The organism is Psychromonas antarctica, from assembly GCF_022267535.1.
Taxonomy (GTDB): Bacteria; Pseudomonadota; Gammaproteobacteria; order Enterobacterales; family Psychromonadaceae; genus Psychromonas; species Psychromonas antarctica.
The window spans coordinates 1-20,376 of record NZ_JAHNZV010000034.1 but is presented as its reverse complement, the minus strand read 5'-3'; the positions used below and the strand labels follow the sequence as shown (position 1 = coordinate 20,376).

Genomic DNA, 20,376 nt, shown 5'->3' with positions numbered 1-20,376 from the left:
AAATGATGCAAAGAAAATTACAAGTTGAAGCCATTCAACATGGGTCTGTAATTGATCATATCCCTGCCAAACAAGGCGTTAAAATATTAAGCTTTTTTAAACTCACACAAACGAGTGAAAAAATAACAATTGGGCTGAACTTGCCAACGAAAAGCGGTATAGCTAAAGATTTAATTAAAGTTGAAAATACTTTTATTAGCGATGATCAAGCTAACCAGCTAGCATTATTTGCGCCTAATGCCACCATCAATCAGATAAAAGATTTTAAAGTGGTCAATAAATTCCAAGTACAACTCCCAGGTGCTTTTATTGGCGTTTTGTCTTGCCCAAATAGTAATTGTATTAGTCATAATGAGCCAGTGAAGACAAAATTTTATGTTAATAATAACTTGGATCTTAAGCTAAAATGCCACTATTGTGAAAAATCATTCAACCGAACCTTTTTTCACGAGCTCGATTAATGTCAAAGGGGTTGATTTCCATCAAGCAAAATTTAAACAATGCTATTTGTTATAAAAACAATATTGTAAATGAACAAGTTACGTTTATACTTATTATTACTTTTCTATTTATAGGCGATCCTAAGCATGCAATATAATACTTCTCTTCTTTGTGATATTTATGCAGATACGATTGATGTTGTTGAACCCCTGTTAACCAATTTTGGTGGGCGCAGTTCATTTGCTGGCGAAGTAGTCACCATTAAATGCTTTGAATCAGTCGGGCTAATTTATAAGACACTCACTGAAAATGGCACCGGAAAAGTATTACTCGTTGATGGGGGAGGTTCATTACGTAGAGCATTAGTTAATGCAGATATTGCAGAACTTGCAGTCGAAAATGGCTGGGAAGGTATTGTAGTAAACGGCTGTGTACGTGAAACTGATATGCTTGAAGAATTAGATATTGGTATTCAAGCTATAACCGCTATCCCCGTCGGTGGTGATGATAATGAGATTGGTGAACTGAACTCGCCAGTGAACTTCGCCGGTGTAACCTTTTTGCCTGAAGATATCCTTTATGCTGATAGCACAGGGATTATTATTTCACCAGAGCCTTTAGACATTGAAGAACCCGATCTAGAGCCCGAAATAGAATAGTTGCTTATCGAGTAATATCTAAAGCCCAATTGATTGGGCTTTAGATAATAAAACGCCTAATTGCAGCAATAACCAAATACACTTATAGTGTCCCTTCTGCCTCTTCTATTTTCCCTACTAAAGTGCTTAGTCGAGACTGCCACTGTTGATGCTCTTCGGATAACCTAATATTTTCAGCCTCTAAGTGTCCGTTTTTTTCTGCTAAGCCTTGCTTGTCTTCTTTTAATTCTTCGACTTCCATTTGTAACAACGCAATCGTATCAATTGCATTTTGAATTTTGCTTTCTAACTTTTCTAATAGATCTAATGTCATCAATTCGCCCCTTAAAAATGGTTTAATCTGTTCGATCCAGTGAGAATAAGCATTCCAAGCTGCTTATTCAACCTTTGTTTTTAATTTAAGAAATATATCCTTCTATTTTTATGAAATTTCGCAACGGTGTTATGCTATTTTCTGTATTTATAATAACGAAATAAGAAACAATGCAAAATAAAATTAAAACAGGCAAGTACCGTCACTATAAAGGCAACCTATATCAAGTTGAAGCTGTCGCCACGCACAGTGAAACAGAAGAAGCGATGGTCGTTTATCGGCCTCTATATGGGGAGCAAGCATTATGGGTTAGACCCTTATCTTTATTTATTGACGAGGTTGAGATCGCGGGAGTAAAACGCCCCCGCTTTGACTTTATTGATGCTTGATATATATCCAAGCGACTTCAAAAGGCAGGAATCAGCATAACCATAAATGATGTCATTCTAGGCAGAAGGTTGGTGATCTAGTCGTGCTAAATCAAAACCGTCTAACAACGAAGATCGTCGCTTATCGTATTGCCTTACGGGAGCTTCTTGAAGTGTTTTGGTGTAATAGATCATACTAGAAAACCATTTTCAATCTTAGATGAAGCGTTAGATATCCTGATCCATAGAAAGTGATGGCATATCACAAGATGGCCGGCCTACAATTGCAGCGGGTACACCCACGACCGTAGTATGTGCAGGAACGGCTTCTAAGACCACGCTACCAGCACCAATTTTTGCTCCGATACCAATTTCAATGTTACCGAGTACTTTAGCACCCGCCCCTATCATTACCCCTTGACGAATTTTAGGATGCCGATCACCACACGCTTTACCTGTTCCACCTAAAGTAACACCTTGTAATATTGACACATTATCTTCAATAACAGCTGTTTCACCGACCACTACACCGGTGGCATGATCGAACATAATACCTTTACCGATCGTTGCTGCGGGATGAACGTCAACACCAAATAATTCTGAACTACGATTTTGTAGGTACAGTGCTAGTGAGATACGTTTTTGCTTCCATAACCAATTTGCCACACGGTGCACTTGAATTGCGTGAAACCCCTTTAAATATAAAAGTGGGATTGAATAATCGTTAACAGCAGGATCTCGATCTTGAACTGCGATAATATCCGCCATTGCCGAATTAATAATCTCAGGATCTTTGCTAAAAGCCTCATCAATAACTTCGCGCATCAGAATGGCGGGCATGGTATGACTATCTAAACGATTTGCAAGTTGGTAACTTAGCGCTGATTTTAAGCTATGATGGTTTAAAATAGTTGAATAAAAAAAGCTTGCTAGAACAGGTTCAGTAACAGAACAATTCCATGCCTCTTCTCTTATCTTTTTCCATAGTTTCTCTTGAACAATTTTCATTATGACGCACCCTTACTGATATTATCTGGCTCAATTTCAAACTGTACTTTATTATTTTCCTTTTCTAATATCACTGCAGAAAGGGGATCTAGATGAATTAAAATATCCGTATGTGGAAAAAATTTATCTAACTCGGCCTCCAAACAATCGGCTTTCTCATGCGCATCAAACAAACTCTGATTATCATCAAGCTCTAAATGTAGCTGAATAAATTTAGTATTGCCCGATTGACGCGTGCGTAAATCATGCACGCCTCGAACACCTTTAATGCTATAAGCTATTTTGATTATCTTATCTTCTTCAGCTTTAGACAGTTGCTTGTCCATTAATGCATCAATTGACTGCATGCCTATTTCCCATGCGCCATGTAAAATATAAAAACTTACGGCAATAGCAAACAGTCCATCGGCCCAGTTCCAGCCTAATCCGGCCAAAATAAGTGCTAGTAATACAGCGCCATTAAGCGCCACATCTGTTCGATAGTGTAAGGAGTCCGCTTTTATTGCCATACTACCGGTTTTTTTAACGATATAAGTTTGAAATAAAACCAGCGCAAGGGTGACCAATACAGAGAAAATCATCACGCCAATACCAACAGCTGAGGCGATGATTTGGTGACCATTAATCAATGCAGAAATACTATTAAACATCAAAAAGACAGCAGATCCGGAAATAAAGGCAGCTTGTGCGAGACCCGCTAAACTTTCCGCTTTACCGTGGCCAAAACGGTGTTCATCATCCGCTGGCTGCAATGCAATTTTTATAGCCCAAAGGTTAATAATAGAGGTTGTCACATCCATTAATGAATCAGTCAGGGCAGCTAAAACACTTGAGGAGCCGGTCACTATCCAAGCAAGCAACTTGACAATAATTAGCAACGAAGCAGCGATAATCGCAGCACGTCCGGCACGATTAACTAAGCGTCCATACTCTTCTTTTGTAATATTTTTTTCCAAAAAAACACCTTAATCAATCCATATCACGAGGCAGCCATTATAGCGAATTGGCTCATTTAAACCAGATGCGATTATTGATTATTGCAGTCACCGTTTATTACCCATTCGTTTTGCGCAAATACGCGTAAAAATATGACTGGATTATGTTTCGCCATGTTCATCTACAGCGACATATAATAAAGCCTTACAACCCGCGCTTGTGGCCCCTACCTATTGAAGAAAACATTAATAGCATATATGTCCAAACTACTTCAAAATGCAGATTCCTGCATCTTGAAGTCGTTTGGGTATACATTTACAATCACTTCGATTTTCATAATATAAAAACGAGATACTATGATTGAAGTAGCACTATTTGAACCAGAGATCCCACAAAATACTGGCGCCATTATCCGCTTATGTGCCAATACTGGCTGTGTTTTGCACTTAATTGAACCCTTAGGCTTTGATTTAGATGAGAAAAAAGTACGCAGAGCCGGGCTTGACTATCATGAACTCACCCATGTGTATCGCCATAAAGATTTTCAGGCATTTTTAGCCGTAGTGGCAGGAAAAAAGATCTACGCCTGCACAACAAAAACAACGAGGTTTTATCAGCAAGCCAATTTTCAATCTAATGATGTTTTACTGTTCGGTCCAGAGACACGTGGCCTACCCAGTGACATTCTTGATGCATTACCGCATGAGCAAAAATTACGTATTCCAATGCGAGCAGAAAGCCGATCCATGAATTTATCCAATGCCGTGTCGGTATTTGTTTATGAAGCTTGGCGCCAACTGGATTTTTCCGGCGCAGTATAGAGCCCCTTTTAGCTGCGAGTAACAAACCTTTAGCTGCGATATTCGCAGCTCTGAACTCGAAAGCTAATGGCTTTTTATTCCGCCTGCAGTAGTTCCACCAGCATTTGCACCGTACGCTCTCCTCGAAACTCATTAACCTCTAAACGATAAGTGCAATAGATACTTTTAATCCTTGGATCGGGCCAAAATTTAATGTCGACATTAAAGGCGATCGCGTCAATCGTTTTATCGCCTAGTTGTAAGATCATTTTGAGATGTTTACTGCCCACTATTCTTTGTTGTAACAGCTTAAATGAACCATCAAAAAGAGGCGCCGGAAAACCCTGTCCCCACGGACCCGCATCTCGTAATTCTTGCGCTTGTGGCAAGTTAAGCTGATCAGCACTTAACTGCCCATCAGAAAGCATCACATTATTGAGCACGTCATCTGCAATCTCAGCTTTTAACACCTCATTCAATGCTTTAGCAAACAACGCAAAGTGCTGCTCTTTTAATGACAAACCTGCGGCCATCGCATGACCGCCAAACTTTAAAATAATATTCGGTATCTTTTTATCCACTAAATCGAGTATATCGCGAATATGCACGCCGGGAATAGAACGCGCCGAAGCCTTTATTTCTCCATCAGTTGCTTTCGCAAAAACAAATGTCGGACGGTAATAAGACTCTTTAATTCGCGAGGCGACCAACCCAATTACACCTTGATGCCAGAGCGGATCATATAAGCAGATGGCGTATGGAATCTTGCTTTTATCTAATTTCAGATTTTGTAACGTTTTTAATGCTTCTTCCTGCATCCCTTGTTCAATTTCACGGCGCGATTGATTAAGTGCGTCGAGTTCATTGGCCATAATATTAGCCTGTTCAACGTTCTCACACAGTAGTAACTCAACACCGTAACTCATCTCATCTAAGCGCCCCGCCGCATTTAATCTTGGCCCTAATGAAAATCCTAAATCACTGGCAACAAGCTGTGCTTGATTGCGTTTGGCTACACTAATCAAGGCGCTAATACCAACACGGCATACACCCGCGCGAATGCGCGCCAGACCTTGTTGAACCAACGTGCGGTTATTAGCATCCAGCGTCACAACATCTGCAACAGTGCCTAATGCCACAATATCGAGTAAAGAGGCCAAATTCGGTGCCTGAGCGTTCACAAAACAGCCTTTTTCTAGCATAAAAGCACGCAGTGACAGCATCACATAAAACGCAACTCCGACCCCAGCCAAATTTTTACTTGGAAAAGAGCAGCCGACTTGATTAGGATTAACAATGGCATCCGCTTCAGGTGTTTGCACGCCGGGAAGATGGTGGTCAGTCACTAAGACGGTTAATCCATTCTCTTTGGCATACGCCACACCGCTAATACTGGAGATACCATTATCAACGGTCATTAACAGCTGCGCGCCTTTGGAAATAGCTAAATCGACAATCTCTGGGCTCAATCCATAACCATAGTCAAAACGGTTAGGAATAAGGTAATCGATATTATCAAAGCCCAATTTTCGTAGCGCAAGCATACACAATGCGGTGCTGGTTGCGCCATCGGCATCAAAGTCACCAACCACCACAACTTTTTGTGCCGTTAATAACGCCTGATATAACAACTCGCAAGCCTTATCTATCCCTTTCAATTGTTTGCTTGGCAATAAACTGCGGGTGCTAGTGTCTAATTCATTTTCGCTGCAGATACCGCGATTGGCGTAAAGCTGTTTGAGTAGTGGCGAGCAGGTGATATTAAGCATGCTTGCATCAACAACGCTTCGGTTTTTGACTTCAATAGAATTCATAAAGGGTCGCTGTCATCCGATTAACAAAATAGGGAGAGAATAATGATAAACGGTACCAATATAGGCATATTGATACCGTTTGTAATAGAGTCAAATATAAAGATTATTTCTTTTCTAGCTGTTGAATCAAGCGATCTGCAGGTAAATAACCAGGTTGAAGTGAGCCATCTTCTAAAATAATTGCCGGCGTGCCGCTGACACCAAAAAAGACCCCCAATTCATATTGTTCTTTTACTGTATTTTTACAGCTTTTGAAGGGGATTTCTCGGCGCTTTTTAGCATTATCCATGGCCTGTTTTTGATCCTCAGCGCACCAGATAGAGACCATCGTGTTGTAAGTTGCAGATTTTAATCCCCCGCGTGGGAAAGCTAAATAACGCACGGTAATACCCAAATTATTGTAATCAGCCATTTCAGAATGTAGCTTTTGACAATAACCACAGCTGGAATCAGTAAACACAGTAATAACGTGTTTCTCTTCTGGCGCTTTATATATAATCATATCTTTTTCAAACGCTTGTAATTTTTTCTTACGTAACACTATTAAGCTTTTTTCAGAGATATTTTCCATCTCATTATCCATGTCGTAAATATTACCATGCACTAAAAATTGGCCATTTTTGCTCACATAATAAACACCACGGTCTGTTAACACTTCATACAAACCATCAACAACAAAAGGAGTCACTGAATTCACTTGCATTTGTAAGACACGCATCTTTGCATTTATTTTAGCAAGCGCCGCATCGTCAACTTTCTCAGCGGCGAAAGAAGATGAAGTAAAAACTAACAGCGCAACTGCAGTAATCATGTGTTTTTTAACGAGACTCCAAGACATATACAACCCTTAACAGTAAAATGAGTATTGAGTAAATTAACGATGACTGAGTATGCCAAGTAATCCCTTATTTGTGAACGTTTTTCCCATCTATTACGATGATTGTATTAAGTCAATGATCTTATTATGCTCTAGGATGGTGCTCCTGATGCAGATCCTTTAACCTGTCTTGAGCAATATGGGTATAGATCTGTGTGGTAGAGAGATCGCTATGCCCTAATAACATCTGGACAACGCGCAGATCCGCGCCATAATTTAATAAGTGTGTTGCAAATGCGTGCCGCAAGACATGAGGAGAGAGCGCCTCTTTATCTATGCCGCATACCTGCGCATAAAATTTAATGCGATGCCAAAATGTTTGCCTCACCATTACTTGAGCACGACGACTGGGGAATAGAACATCACTACTTTGTCCTTTTAATAGCTCTGCTCTTGCCTCATCAATATAACGTTCAACCCAATACACCGACTCTTCGCCTAGTGGCACTAAACGGGTTTTATTACCTTTACCGGTAATGCGTACTACACCTTGTTGTAAATTAATTTCCTCCATCGTCAACCCGACTAATTCTGACACACGTAACCCCGTTGCATACAGGAGTTCGAGCATTGCTTTATCACGAAATTGTACGGTATCACTGAGATCTGGAGCAGAAAGTAGGCCATCAACTTGCGATTCCGACAAAGATTTAGGCAAAGGTTTAATGGTTTTGGGGCTTTGTAGTTTGCCACTTGGATCGTCTTCACGCATTTTTTCTCTGCATAAATATTGATAATAACGACGTAATGCACTCATTAAGCGTGCAGTTGAACTATTTTTATACTCCTTTTCACTGCTTAAACGAAAACTAAAATAATCACTTAAATCAACATAACTCGCCGCGCTTAGTGACAGTCCTCTTTTTTCTAAAAACAACTCAACCAAACGCAGATCATGGCGGTAAGAATCCAGCGTGTTTTTTGATAAGCCTCTCTCCAGCCATAATGAATCTAAAAATTGGTCAATGGACAATAGTTCCATTAAACTCTCCTTCTATTTATTAATAGGGTATTACCTAAATAAGGCATTATTATGAAAATCGGTTTGTTTTATGGATCCAGCACTTGTTATACGGAAATCGCAGCTGAAAAAATACAAGCCTATATTGGCGCTGACATTATCGACCTATTCAACATAAAAACAGAGGGAATTAGCAAAATAAATGATTATGACATTCTGATTTTGGGTATTTCCACTTGGGACTACGGCGAATTACAGGAAGACTGGGGGGCAATTTGGGATGAACTTGAGTCAGTTAATGTCACAGATAAGATTGTTGCCCTATATGGTTTAGGTGATCAACAAGGATACAGCGAGTGGTTTATTGATGCAGTTGGCATGTTACATGAAAAATTAAGCACACAAACCGCAAATTTTATCGGTTACTGGCCAACGACAGGCTATCAGTTTATAGCGTCCAAAGCATTAAATGCAGACGGCACACAGTTTATGGGACTGGCACTTGATGAAGACTCACAATATGAACTCAGTGATCAACGGATTGAGCAGTGGTGCTTGCAGATTTTACAAGAGATAGCGTTGCAGGTGTGATGACGTTCCTGCTCATGAACATTACCTCCAAAGCCAAACAGCAACTGCTTAAATAATAACATCAGCGCCCAAAATACAACCACTAACGCCTAATAAGCCTTAATTTATGTGATCTGCGCCTCATTTGCCGCAATGTTTTTTAGTTATTTAATTTCACTATCGTTACTATTCTGATCCAGATCAATCAGCTTTCAAACTCTTCCGATAAGCTACGCCAAATTATTTGATAGTGTTAATGAATTGCTCAATTTTTGGGTAACATTCACTAGTATTATTTAACCTTTTCATTTTAATTAAAACTTACCAATAGTAGGGGAGTACCTCGTACCATGTCGGACGAAAACAAAAACGCGAGTTATCGCGAATTGCACAAACCAGCAAGCGAGTTTGAAAATCGCTCTGATTATCTCGATAATGAACTTCAAATAATGAAACCACGACGCTGGGGGTTGAATTTACCTGGTCGCGATTTTAATTTTGAATGGGAAGATCTGGTACCTGCTATCGCGGGTACAATCGGCATTATCGCGATGTACTCAGCAGTAATGATGTCATGGGCGGAGGGTTTAACTCAAGCTTGGCCACATATTACACTAGGTAAAGAATTCGCAATCGAAGTGGCTCGTGTTGAGATGCTTATTCCAGCATTGCTTTTCTGTGTCATCGCTTCAGGTTTTCTTAACCCGAAAGCTAATTTAGCCGGTAATCATGGACCAATGATTCCATTAATTGGTGCAATTGCATTGGCGGGTGCTCACCCACTAGCTCTTGCTATATTATTGGGCGTATTTGGTTTATTACTGAGCTACTTTAAAGGTGGCTCAAAGCTGGTCAATTTAACCAGTGAAGGTGTCGCAGGTGGCTTACTGGTATTCTTAGGCTTTACTGGTGCATTCAGTCAAATCACAAAGATCCAAGACTGGTCAATGGGTTTGCAGTCAGCAGATATTGCAGCTGGCAGCATGGGTTATGTGGGTTTAGTGGTACTTGCAGTTAATGTCGTACTTTATGCTTTCTTAGCGCGCATCGGTAAACGTTGGTTGGCAATTCCAGCCTGCGCGATCACCGGTTTATTAGTTGCCTTAGCATTAGGCAGTAGTTTTGATTTGGTGTTTACAACTGAAACTGGCCTACCACATCTAAATCCTGTTTACTGGTGGGGAAGCACAACGGAAGGTTGGATGCTTGGTCTTCCTAACTTACAACACTTTATTGCATCGCTACCCTTTGCTATTTTAGCCGTTGCTATGTGGTCGCCAGATTTCCTAGGTCACCGTATATTTCAGGAGCTTAACTACCCTAAAAATACAGATGAAGTATTAATGGATGTCGATGATACGATGACTACTTGTTCTATCCGTCAAATTGTTGGTACAGCTGTTGGTGGTGGTAATATCACCTCATCTTGGGGTACCTACATGATCCCCGCTGCAATCGCTAAACGACCAATCCCAGCTGGTTCTATAATATTAGGCTGCTTAGTAATGCTTATTGCCATTCTAGGCTTCCCTATGGACATCGCTGTATGGCCGCCAGTAATGCGTATTGCGCTGCTTGTGGGTGTTTTCTTGCCGTTACTTGAAGCTGGTATGCAGATGATAAAAAACACCAAAGATTCTCAGTCTGCTGGTATCTGTATCTTTACAGCAGCGGTATTCAATCCGGTACTTGCTTGGGCATTAACTATGCTGCTTGATAACAACGGTCTGATTGGTGATAAAGAACGTGCGGGTAAACTTTCATTTATAGATAAAGTGATTATTCCGGGTGCAGTGTTAATTATCTGTTTCGTTGCAATGCTTGCAGTCGGTATGCTTGAACCTCAATATGGGATTCCTGCACTACTTTAAAAATAGAGAGTGCTTAGCATAATAAAAAGGCGACTATCGTTAAGATAGACGCCTTTTTTATAGCCGATAGAAAGGGTTCAACAAATGGCTACTATTTAGGATTGATCATCACGTAAGTCGATAACCAAATCACCAGCAATATCTTGCAATGAACGGATCAATTGCTCTTTATTAAAGTTATCAGCAACCGCGATTTTAAATTTGCTAGTAAATATTGTGCCACTAATATCAGCTAAGCCTAAACGATGGCACTCCAGGTTCTCGACCTTAATACCGTTTTCACTTAAGACTTGTGATATATCATGAACTAAGCCAGGACGATCTTTCGCATCAATATGCAAAGCTAAATGCGTGAGTTTTTGCTGATCCGCTGCATCCAAGACAACTGCTTCTACAACAATGGCTAATGATTTAAAATCAGCGATTAGCTTTTCCACATGTGCTGACTTAATTTCAATTTTGAGCAATCCTGCAAAATAATCATCAATATGACTAATTTTACTATTTAACCACTTACCACCTAATGCATGGGTTTTTTGTGATAAAAATTTAACCAAATCGGTTTGATGTGAGCCACTGACAGTAACCATTATTTGAACATTCATATATTTAACTCCTTACAAATGAGATACCACTAATAAATAAACCTACACCTTCAGTGTATAACCAAACCCCCTGTAACCCACTAAAAAATGGTTCATATTTTGAACTCAAATGGACAGAAATAAACGCTAATTAAAAAACACTATGCCATTCTACAAATTATGACAGCGGCAAGGTACACCAACCTCTTTTCCGGCACAGCCAGAAAAAGAGTAATATCATACAAAATAAGAAAATTTCATAATAACGCGATTTTTATTTTGTAAGGATCCAGCCGATTTTAGCCCCCTTATCTTAACGCTAATAAACCATCAGTTAAATTGAATCATAAAATAAGAACTATCAAATATCATTAACTGTAAATCTATCTTATTGTATTTGGGCCTTAAGCACTTAGGCAGAGGAATGACTCATTTAATTTGACAAGGGGAAAGAGCAAGTGTTGAACTTAAAACTAACAACTAACCAACTAATCCGAGGCGTGATTTATCACGATACACACTATGGAGCTTAGTAACAATCATCCTGTAAAACTAATAAATACGACGCCGAAAAAGAGCAATGACCCACATTCTATAATAAAACAAGTAGAAGAATATGGTTTAAAGAAAGTACAAAAATCTTTTGCAAAGTCATTTGCATCAGCTATTTTTGCGGGTGCATTTATTGCTATTGCCTTTGTTTTTTACATCACAGTCACAACAGGGGCGGGTAATGCTCCATGGGGAGTAATACGATTCGCTGGTGGCGTAGCATTCAGCTTAGGTTTAATTCTCGTCGTTGTCTGTGGCGGAGAACTATTCACCAGTACTGTATTAAGCACTGTTGCATGGGCTCAAGGTCGGTTTACTACCAGTCAATTACTAAAATGCTGGACCCGAGTGTACTTAGGTAACTTAGTCGGTGCTGCTGCAATGCTGGCGCTTGTTATTACGGCGCAAATGCACTTACTTGATGGTGGAGAGTGGGGAATAAACGCATTAAAAGTGGCTCAACATAAACTTGAACATACCTGGGCGCAAGCCTTTGCACTCGGCATTTTATGTAACTTGTTAGTGTGTTTAGGAACATGGATGACTTTTAGCTGTAAAGACACTCTCACAAAATCAATTCTTTTAATCTTACCCGTCGCGATGTTTGTCAGTAGTGGCTTTGAGCATAGTATTGCAAATATGTTTATGGTACCTCTTGGCTTAACCATTAAAGCGATCAGCGATCCCGCTTTCTATATTAGTCATGGTTATCTACCTTCTGATTTTACTCATCTGACTTTCTCAAATTTTATCTTCAATAACCTTATTCCAGTCACGCTGGGCAATATTGTTGGGGGAGGATTATTTGTTGGTATCGGATATTGGTTAATTGAAGGCGATAAAACAGCAAGTAATGAACAACACAATACACTCATAAATACACAAGAGAACAACAAACAATTAACTACTTTAGGAGATACATTCATTATGAAAAACGCATTAAATAAACTAGCCGTAAAAGATGTTATGAACACAACCCCACTGGTACTAACAAAAGATCAAGACATCTACCAAGCGCTTGCCTTACTGACGAACCATGACGTGAATGCGGCCCCTATCGTTAACCAAACTCAACAATTAATTGGCTTTGTGTCACAACAAGACATTTTACGATTATTATGGTCTGAAGAATATTCAGCAGAATTAAACTATCAGGTGCACCATGCCATGCAAACAGAGATTATTACGGTCGATGAAGCGCAGCCTATCACTGCATTGCTTGAATTTATGGTTGTAGATAAAGACAAGCTGTTTCCGGTAAGCGATAGTGGCATATTAACTAGCCGCAACTACCAAAGCTATGATGAACGTCTAAAGGCCGCATCAGCGAACCGCCCCTCGATTTATCCCGTGCTTAAAGATGGGAAACTTTGCGGAATAGTCACTCGCAAACAGCTAGCAGATTTAATCATCAAAGCATACACGCCGAAGGATCAAACAGAAACCCAGGCAGCATAATTATTTACAGGCTCATAAATTTATTAGAAAACAGAAGGTAAGGCAAGTAACCACTTGCCTTACCTACTTGGCAATCGTTATATTATTTTCGCACAAGATTGTGCTTACTGATTCTAAAATATCGATGTTTTTTAATTCAAGGCAACGCCAAAACACAGGCAAGTAACTGCACTGTATTAATGGGCTTATCCCGAGCTGACGTTATTTAGATTGGGCTTCACTAAAATGACGTAAATTTTTGAGTACCACTCTTTCCTGCCTTTCATTATAGGCAACCAGTCGACTCGCTTCTGCTAAAATACAATCTCGAAGCGGATTCTCGCCCGTATCTTTGCACCAAGCAAATGATAAACAACGTTTCATATCCAATTGCGGTGTCGGCAATATCTGCAACAGACCACTTTCAACCTCTTTAGCCACATCTAGATAAGGCAAACAACCAAGGTAGAAGCCATTTTGCACCATCGCTTTTAAGACAGGTACGCTATCATAGACTTTCCAAACATCAATATTATCAATCACCCCATGAACGGCACCATCAAAGATCCGACGAGTCCCCGACCCCACTTCTCTTAATACCCACTTTGCCTGCTTTAATTGTGAAAGGCTTACCTCACCAGCTTTTGCGAAGGGATGGTGGGGGTTTGTGAAGACCACAAGATGATCATCCAGTAATTTTTTTTGATGGATGCGACTATCATCATTACGCCCTTCAATAATGCCTAAGTCACACTCATGATTTAACAAACGCTGAATGACGTTATCGGTGTTTTGAACCATAAACTCAATGCGCAACTCAGGGAAGTCAGAATCAATTTTACTGATAAGACCTGGCACTATATGTTCAGCGGCTGTTTGGCTCGAACAAAGCGTTAAATTACCACTAATTATTTGCTGATCATGTAATCCCATTTGAATTTGCTGCGCATCTTGCAATAAACGCTTAGCTTTAGGTCTTAACCAACGTCCCCAGTGACTTAAAGTCAGTCTATTACCTTGGCGGATAAATAAAGGTCTATCGAGTACATTTTCAAATTGAGAAAGAGACATACTAACTGCTGATTGTGTCATTGATAACTTTCGGGCCGCAGCACTAACACTTTCCTGGCTCGCTACGGCATCAAAAACAGCGACTTGTTTAAGCGAATATTTCATCAAATTTGTTCCTAAATAACACATTATCTATAGTATCAGTTTTTTTGATACTGGCATTTATCGATATTACCTGTAATTATGAAAAGAGACAAAAAGAGTTCCAGACGACATTGATTTGAATCAAAACCATTGCAAGTAAAGACAGCATAGGCATTCCATCTTAAGCGCGGCATATTTCTTTCTTTTTTTGTTTCGATGACTTGTATAATAATTACTGATTATAATTGTTTTTAGTGAACTTATTTACTAAAAAACAGCCATAAAACAGCCTCTTTAAAAATTTAAGGGCCTTAATTTAGAAAATAAATAACGAAAAAAATCAGTTTTTTGTACAAAAAATGGCTAAAAAAAGAAAAAAAAGGCGGTATCTGTAATAAAATTACAGCTTTTCTTCGCAGATTGATTTAAATCAATTTTTTTGCGTAGTCCCTTTGTTAGAATCGATTGTATTCAATTAATAGGATAGAACCTTAGATGCAGGCTGAAAATAAAATTGATGAATTACTTCCTCATCAAATTACTGAGAAAGCGGACAATATTGCCTTCAGTAAGGCAACCAAAGCCTTCCTTTCTTCTTTTTATCTGGCCATTACTGCCGGCATGTTTATCAGCCTAGCCTTTGTCTTTTACGTCACTGTCACAACTGGAAGTCAAGATCTTGCATGGGGTGTTAAAAACTTCATCGGTGGAATTGCATTCAGCCTAGGGCTTTTATTAGTAGTTGTTGTTGGCGGCGAGCTATTTACCAGCAATACCCTTACCCTAATTGCGAAGGCCAGCCAACGCATCACCACTATGCAGATGCTAAAGAACTGGTCAGTTGTCTATTTTGGTAACTTTGTTGGAGCTATCTTTTTGGTTTTATTAATGTTTCTGGCGGGTATGTATAAAGCCGATCATGGTCAGTGGGGGTTAACCGCATTAATGGTTGCACAACATAAACTCCATCATACATTTACAGAAGCGGTTGCACTTGGTATTTTATGTAATATCATGGTCTGCCTTGCAATTTGGATGGCTTTTGGGGCGCGTACAATAACAGATAAAATGTTTGCTGTTTTATTACCTGTTGCAATGTTTGTCGCTTCAGGTTTTGAACACTGCATTGCCAATATGTTCATGGTGCCTACTGGCATTTTAATCCAGCATTTTGCCACTGCAGAATTTTGGAGTTCGATAGGCCAGGATGCCAGCACGTTTAAAGATCTATCTATTTATAATTTTATTTTCCATAATTTAATTCCGGTAACCATCGGTAATATTATTGGTGGTGGCGTAATAGTTGGTTTAATGCACTGGATGATCTATTTACGTCCATTGCAGAAAAGCAAAAAAGAACTATAAAATATACTCTATTTTTCAATTCATATTAACTACAAGGTAAATCGTTATGACTACACTTAACGAACAATTTACAGCAGCATGGAGCGGTTTTGCTGGTGATACTTGGAAAACTGAAGTCAACGTTCGTGACTTCATCCAAAAAAACTACACCCCTTTTGAAGGCGATGAAAGTTTCCTAGCAGATGCAACTAAAGCAACTGATACGCTTTGGGCAAAAGTAATGGAAGGGATCAAACTTGAAAACAGCACACATGCTCCTGTAGATTTTGATACTGATGTTGTTTCAACAATTACGGCTCATGACGCGGGTTATATCAACCAAGAGTTAGAAACAATTGTTGGTCTACAAACTGAAGCGCCACTGAAACGTGCGATTATCCCTAACGGTGGTATTCGTATGATTGAAGGTTCTTGTAAAGTTTATGGTAAAGAATTAGATCCTACGATCAAAAAAACCTACTCTGAATTCCGTAAAACACATAACCAAGGTGTTTTCGATGTTTACACTGGTGACATTCTTAAATGTCGTAAATCAGGTATCTTAACAGGCTTGCCAGATGCTTACGGCCGTGGTCGTATTATCGGTGATTACCGCCGCATTGCGCTTTACGGTATTGATTTCCTAATGGCAGATAAATCTAAGCAACATAAAAGCTTAGAAGTTGATCTACTTGCTGGTACAACACTTGAAGATACGCTAAAACTACGTGAAGAGATCTTCGAGCAATATCGATCACTTGCGCAAATGAAAGAAATGGCTGCTAAATACGGCTGTGATATCTCTCATCCAGCAACCAATGCAAAAGAAGCGATACAGTGGACTTACTTTGGTTACCTAGCGGCAATTAAATCACAAAATGGCGCGGCAATGTCATTCGGCCGTACTATGAGCTTCCTTGATATCTTTATCGAAAAAGATATTCAAGCAGGTAAATTGACTGAGACTGATGCACAAGAGCTGATCGATCACCTCGTGATGAAGTTACGTATGGTCCGTTTCCTACGTACTCCTGAATATGATGATCTATTCTCAGGCGACCCTATCTGGGCAACAGAGTCTATCGGTGGCATGGGAGTTGATGGTCGTACGCTAGTCACTAAAAGTAGCTTCCGTATCTTGCACACTCAATACACTATGGGCCCTTCTCCAGAGCCAAACATTACTGTTTTATGGTCTGAAGCATTACCAATCAACTTCAAAAAATACTGTGCAAAAGTATCTATCGACACCTCATCTATCCAGTATGAAAATGATGATCTGATGCGTACCGATTTTGATAATGATGACTACGCTATCGCTTGTTGTGTATCACCGATGATTATTGGTAAACAGATGCAGTTCTTTGGTGCACGCGCCAATCTTGCAAAAACGTTGTTATACGCCATTAACGGCGGCGTAGATGAAAAATCAAAAGCTCAAATCGGTCCTAAAAAGTTGCCTGCAATTACGTCTGCGGTATTAGATTATGATGAAGTATTCTCTAATCTTGATCACTTTATGGATTGGTTAGCTGAAACATACGTCACAGCGCTTAACTGTATCCATTACATGCATGATAAATACAGCTACGAAGCATCACTAATGGCGCTTCACGATCGTGATGTTGAACGTACTATGGCTTGTGGTATCGCGGGTCTTTCAATTGCAGCGGATTCACTAGCAGCAATCAAGTACGCAACAGTTAAACCTGTTCGTGATGAAGATGGTATTGCAACTGATTTTGAAATTGAAGGCGATTACCCTAAATTTGGTAATAACGATCCACGTGTTGATGATATCGCATGTGATCTTGTTGAACGCTTTATGAAGAAAATTCAATCTCACAAAATGTACCGTAATGCGCGTGCTACACAGTCGATTCTTACTATTACATCAAATGTTGTATACGGTAAGAAAACAGGTAACACACCTGATGGTCGTCGTGCTGGGATGCCATTTGCACCGGGCGCTAACCCAATGCACGGACGTGATGAGAAAGGTGCGGTTGCATCATTAACATCGGTTTCTAAACTGCCGTTTGCCTACGCACAAGATGGTATCTCATATACTTTCTCTATCGTGCCGAATGCACTAGGTAAAACTGACGATTCACAAAAAACTAACTTAGCGGGTCTAATGGACGGTTACTTTAAGCACACGCCTGAAATTGAAGGTGGTCAACACTTAAACGTAAACGTAATGAACCGTGAAATGTTGTTAGATGCAATGCAGAATCCTGAGAAATACCCACAGTTAACTATCCGTGTTTCTGGTTATGCAGTACGTTTTAACTCGCTAACTCAAGAACAGAAAAACGATGTGATCTCACGTACCTTTACAGCTAACATGTAAAAATAAGAGATAAACAGGTTAACTTTTTTATTAGCCTGTTATAATCAAAAAAGGCTTCATTTTCCGCAATGAAGCCTTTCTTTTTATCTAGCATAAAGTGATTACCTGATCGCTCTTTTGACCAAAAAAGCGATCAAGTACTTAGTTTAAAGGGGTTTTTAATGTCATTAACTGGACGAGTTCATTCTGTTGAAACCTGTGGTACCGTCGATGGGCCAGGTATTCGTTTCATTATTTTTTTACAAGGCTGCTTAATGCGTTGTAAATATTGCCATAACCGAGATACTTGGGATACTGAAGCGGGCAAAATGATGACTGTTGATGAATTGATGGCGGAACTTGTACAATACCGCCATTATATGGAGGCATCGGGTGGTGGTATTACTGTTTCTGGTGGAGAAGCGATGCTACAACCTGAATTTGTGAAAGCTATTTTCACTGCATGCAAAATGGAAGGGATCCATACCTGTCTTGATACTAATGGGTTTGTACGCCGTATAGATGAAACCGTAAAAGGCGTTTTAGATGTCAGTGATCTGGTTTTATTAGATATCAAACAGATGGATAATGAAAAACATATCGATCTCACTCATGTCAGTAATAAATATACCCTAGAATTTGCAGCCTATTTAGCACAGCGAAATCAACCTGTTTACTTGCGTTATGTTGTTTTACCGAGTTATACGGATGCTGAGAAAGACGTCCATGCATTAGGTAAATTTATTGCCCCAATGAAAAACATCGAAAAAGTTGAGCTGCTTCCCTACCATGAGCTGGGTAAGCATAAATGGACCGCAATGGGAGAAATTTATCCACTTGAAGGCATCAGCACGCCGCCACGAGCAACGATGGAGATGGTTAAAAACATTCTTTTGCAATACCACAATAACGTGATTTATTGATTGATAAAAGACAGGTGAAAAATAACCTGTCTTGATAGGCCCATTATGACCCCTTTTATCTGCCCGCTTTGCCAAACAGATTTCCAGAAAAACAATAACACCCAAGTTTGCGCCAATAATCACCATTTTGACATTGCCAAAGAGGGTTACTTAAACCTATTGCCCGTTAATGCTAAAAATTCAAAAAATCCTGGCGATAATAAAGAGATGATGACCGCCAGACGCGCATTTTTAAACAGTGGCGGTTATTTTCAATTAGCAAAAAAAGTCAGTGAATTAGTGTCGAGCTACTTGGCGAGTAAAGAGCAAGCTGAAATTCTTGATTTAGGTTGCGGTGAAGGTTATTACACCGCACTATTAGCCGAACAGTTACCCACACAGTTTGTTGTTAACGGCTTAGATATCTCTAAAGTAGCCATCCGTTATGCCGCTAAACGCTACAAAAACATCAACTTTTGTGTCGCTAGCGCTTATGATGTTCCCTTGCCAGATAACAGTATAGATGCATTGATTCGTATCTATGCGCCGTCGCTAGATAACGAACTGGCGAGATTGATCAAAGCATCGGGTTATCTGATAACGGTGACCCCTGCCCCGCGTCATCTATTCCAACTAAGAGAAAATATTTACCAACAAGTCAATGAGCATGCGCAGAAAAATTTAGCACCAGCTGGGTTTGATAAAATAGAGCAGATTAATCTTAATTACTTGCTCACAATTGACGATGCCGCTAGTGTAGAAAACCTGGTCAAAATGACCCCTTTATATTGGAAATACAGTGAGCAAAAGATGCAGTCCTTATTGGCACAAAGGCAATGGAATATTGAATGTGATTTTAATATAGAGATTTACCAAAGGCAGGAAAACTAAAAAGCTGACGGGTGACAGCTAATAACAGCAAACCGTCAGCAGACAACGAGTAACTAACAGATACACTATATCAATTCATGATTCTGTAAAAATTTATCCCCTCCTAATCTAAATGCTTTTTTAAGTAATAATGCCAGATCAAAATAAGAGGGTTGATGCAACATAACTGTTTGCCCAGCTTGCTCACCACTGAGCTTTTTTGCAATGGCCATATACCAAGGCAATAATTGCGAAGGTAATAACTTCTGTGATCGTTTCCCCAACCAATACAAGCCCTGTATCGGCAAACCAAGTAAAAAAAGAATAAACGTTGCCGTTACCGACCAGTTAAATAGCGTTGGTAGCACAATATTTAACACAATGGCGAGTACAACAAAGATAGGTGTCGTTTTTATTGACAGGCGAGTATAAACAGCCACTTTGCTATCGGCAAATAAACAGTTTAATACATTCTGTTGGGGCCAGTTCTGTAAATACTTGTCACCTTGCTTAAGAACATCAAAAAATGAATTCAGAATAACCTCACTTTAGCGAATCTGTTTTTAGAAAATAGTCTATAAA

Annotated in this window: 20 protein-coding genes; 11 read left to right on the top strand and 9 right to left on the bottom strand. The window is 39.6% G+C overall.

Features of this window, described 5'->3' with window-relative positions; translation table 11 throughout:
- The first annotated feature begins 5 nt into the window (after positions 1-5).
- Positions 6-461 carry an aspartate carbamoyltransferase regulatory subunit gene (pyrI, locus tag KSO91_RS09380; RefSeq protein ID WP_238742704.1) on the top strand — a complete coding sequence of 152 codons (456 nt, stop codon included), beginning with the start codon at positions 6-8 and terminating at the stop codon, positions 459-461.
- Between the two features lie 126 nt (positions 462-587).
- On the top strand, positions 588-1,100 hold the full coding sequence (rraA, locus tag KSO91_RS09375; RefSeq protein WP_238742696.1) for a ribonuclease E activity regulator RraA: 513 nt from the start codon (positions 588-590) through the stop codon (positions 1,098-1,100).
- 82 nt (positions 1,101-1,182) lie between these two features.
- Here rraA and KSO91_RS09370 read toward each other — a convergent pair whose 3' ends face one another.
- Positions 1,183-1,413 (bottom strand): cell division protein ZapB, encoded by a 231-nt coding sequence (locus KSO91_RS09370; protein WP_238742695.1) that lies wholly within the window; start codon positions 1,411-1,413, stop codon positions 1,183-1,185.
- Between the two features lie 170 nt (positions 1,414-1,583).
- Here KSO91_RS09370 and KSO91_RS09365 point away from each other — a divergent pair, with 170 nt between their 5' ends.
- Positions 1,584-1,802 (top strand): DUF1653 domain-containing protein, encoded by a 219-nt coding sequence (locus KSO91_RS09365; RefSeq protein WP_238742694.1) that lies wholly within the window; start codon positions 1,584-1,586, stop codon positions 1,800-1,802.
- 207 nt (positions 1,803-2,009) lie between these two features.
- Here the strand turns inward: KSO91_RS09365 and cysE are convergent, their stop codons facing one another.
- Both cysE and KSO91_RS09355 read right to left on the bottom strand, forming a co-directional pair.
- Complete coding sequence (gene cysE / locus KSO91_RS09360) at positions 2,010-2,789, bottom strand: serine O-acetyltransferase (RefSeq protein WP_238742693.1); 780 nt, start codon at positions 2,787-2,789, stop codon at positions 2,010-2,012.
- Positions 2,789-3,745 carry a cation diffusion facilitator family transporter gene (locus tag KSO91_RS09355; RefSeq protein ID WP_238742692.1) on the bottom strand — a complete coding sequence of 319 codons (957 nt, stop codon included), beginning with the start codon at positions 3,743-3,745 and terminating at the stop codon, positions 2,789-2,791. Before KSO91_RS09355 ends, cysE begins: the two co-directional genes overlap by 1 nt.
- A 336-nt stretch (positions 3,746-4,081) precedes the next feature.
- Between KSO91_RS09355 and trmL the strand changes: the two genes are divergently transcribed.
- Positions 4,082-4,546 carry a tRNA (uridine(34)/cytosine(34)/5-carboxymethylaminomethyluridine(34)-2'-O)-methyltransferase TrmL gene (trmL, locus tag KSO91_RS09350; protein WP_238742691.1) on the top strand — a complete coding sequence of 155 codons (465 nt, stop codon included), beginning with the start codon at positions 4,082-4,084 and terminating at the stop codon, positions 4,544-4,546.
- A 74-nt stretch (positions 4,547-4,620) separates the two neighbouring features.
- On the opposite strand, the gene recJ is transcribed toward trmL, so the two are convergent.
- From recJ to xerD, 3 genes are all read right to left on the bottom strand, one after another.
- Positions 4,621-6,339, bottom strand: coding sequence for a single-stranded-DNA-specific exonuclease RecJ (gene recJ / locus KSO91_RS09345; protein WP_238742690.1), 1,719 nt, complete (start codon positions 6,337-6,339; stop codon positions 4,621-4,623).
- Between the two features lie 103 nt (positions 6,340-6,442).
- Positions 6,443-7,177, bottom strand: a complete 735-nt coding sequence (gene dsbC, locus KSO91_RS09340; protein WP_238742689.1) for a bifunctional protein-disulfide isomerase/oxidoreductase DsbC — start codon at positions 7,175-7,177, stop codon at positions 6,443-6,445.
- 124 nt (positions 7,178-7,301) lie between these two features.
- Positions 7,302-8,198 (bottom strand): site-specific tyrosine recombinase XerD, encoded by an 897-nt coding sequence (gene xerD, locus KSO91_RS09335; RefSeq protein WP_238742688.1) that lies wholly within the window; start codon positions 8,196-8,198, stop codon positions 7,302-7,304.
- Positions 8,199-8,249: 51 nt separating this feature from the next.
- Here xerD and fldB point away from each other — a divergent pair, with 51 nt between their 5' ends.
- Positions 8,250-8,768 (top strand): flavodoxin FldB, encoded by a 519-nt coding sequence (fldB, locus tag KSO91_RS09330; protein ID WP_238742687.1) that lies wholly within the window; start codon positions 8,250-8,252, stop codon positions 8,766-8,768.
- A 329-nt stretch (positions 8,769-9,097) separates the two neighbouring features.
- The gene (locus KSO91_RS09325) at positions 9,098-10,618 is read left to right on the top strand and encodes a DUF3360 family protein (RefSeq protein WP_238742686.1); all 1,521 of its coding nucleotides are present in this window, start codon (positions 9,098-9,100) and stop codon (positions 10,616-10,618) included.
- A gap of 95 nt (positions 10,619-10,713) precedes the next feature.
- Here the strand turns inward: KSO91_RS09325 and KSO91_RS09320 are convergent, their stop codons facing one another.
- Positions 10,714-11,223, bottom strand: coding sequence for a glycine cleavage system transcriptional repressor (locus KSO91_RS09320; protein ID WP_238742685.1), 510 nt, complete (start codon positions 11,221-11,223; stop codon positions 10,714-10,716).
- Between the two features lie 501 nt (positions 11,224-11,724).
- On the opposite strand from KSO91_RS09320, the gene focA (KSO91_RS09315) reads away from it, so the two are divergent.
- Complete coding sequence (focA, locus tag KSO91_RS09315) at positions 11,725-13,212, top strand: formate transporter FocA (protein ID WP_238742684.1); 1,488 nt, start codon at positions 11,725-11,727, stop codon at positions 13,210-13,212.
- A gap of 201 nt (positions 13,213-13,413) precedes the next feature.
- On the opposite strand, the gene KSO91_RS09310 is transcribed toward focA (KSO91_RS09315), so the two are convergent.
- The gene (locus tag KSO91_RS09310; protein ID WP_238742683.1) at positions 13,414-14,367 is read right to left on the bottom strand and encodes a LysR family transcriptional regulator; all 954 of its coding nucleotides are present in this window, start codon (positions 14,365-14,367) and stop codon (positions 13,414-13,416) included.
- Between the two features lie 474 nt (positions 14,368-14,841).
- On the opposite strand from KSO91_RS09310, the gene focA (KSO91_RS09305) reads away from it, so the two are divergent.
- From focA (KSO91_RS09305) to rlmA, 4 genes are all read left to right on the top strand, one after another.
- Entirely contained in the window at positions 14,842-15,711 is an 870-nt protein-coding gene (gene focA, locus KSO91_RS09305; RefSeq protein ID WP_238742682.1) for a formate transporter FocA, read from the top strand.
- Positions 15,712-15,757: 46 nt separating this feature from the next.
- Complete coding sequence (gene pflB / locus KSO91_RS09300; RefSeq protein ID WP_238742681.1) at positions 15,758-18,043, top strand: formate C-acetyltransferase; 2,286 nt, start codon at positions 15,758-15,760, stop codon at positions 18,041-18,043.
- Between the two features lie 161 nt (positions 18,044-18,204).
- Positions 18,205-18,945 carry a pyruvate formate lyase 1-activating protein gene (pflA, locus tag KSO91_RS09295; protein WP_238742680.1) on the top strand — a complete coding sequence of 247 codons (741 nt, stop codon included), beginning with the start codon at positions 18,205-18,207 and terminating at the stop codon, positions 18,943-18,945.
- Positions 18,946-18,990: 45 nt separating this feature from the next.
- Complete coding sequence (rlmA, locus tag KSO91_RS09290; protein WP_238742679.1) at positions 18,991-19,815, top strand: 23S rRNA (guanine(745)-N(1))-methyltransferase; 825 nt, start codon at positions 18,991-18,993, stop codon at positions 19,813-19,815.
- A 65-nt stretch (positions 19,816-19,880) separates the two neighbouring features.
- Here the strand turns inward: rlmA and yfbV are convergent, their stop codons facing one another.
- Complete coding sequence (gene yfbV, locus KSO91_RS09285) at positions 19,881-20,330, bottom strand: terminus macrodomain insulation protein YfbV (RefSeq protein ID WP_238742703.1); 450 nt, start codon at positions 20,328-20,330, stop codon at positions 19,881-19,883.
- Positions 20,331-20,376 lie beyond the last annotated feature (46 nt).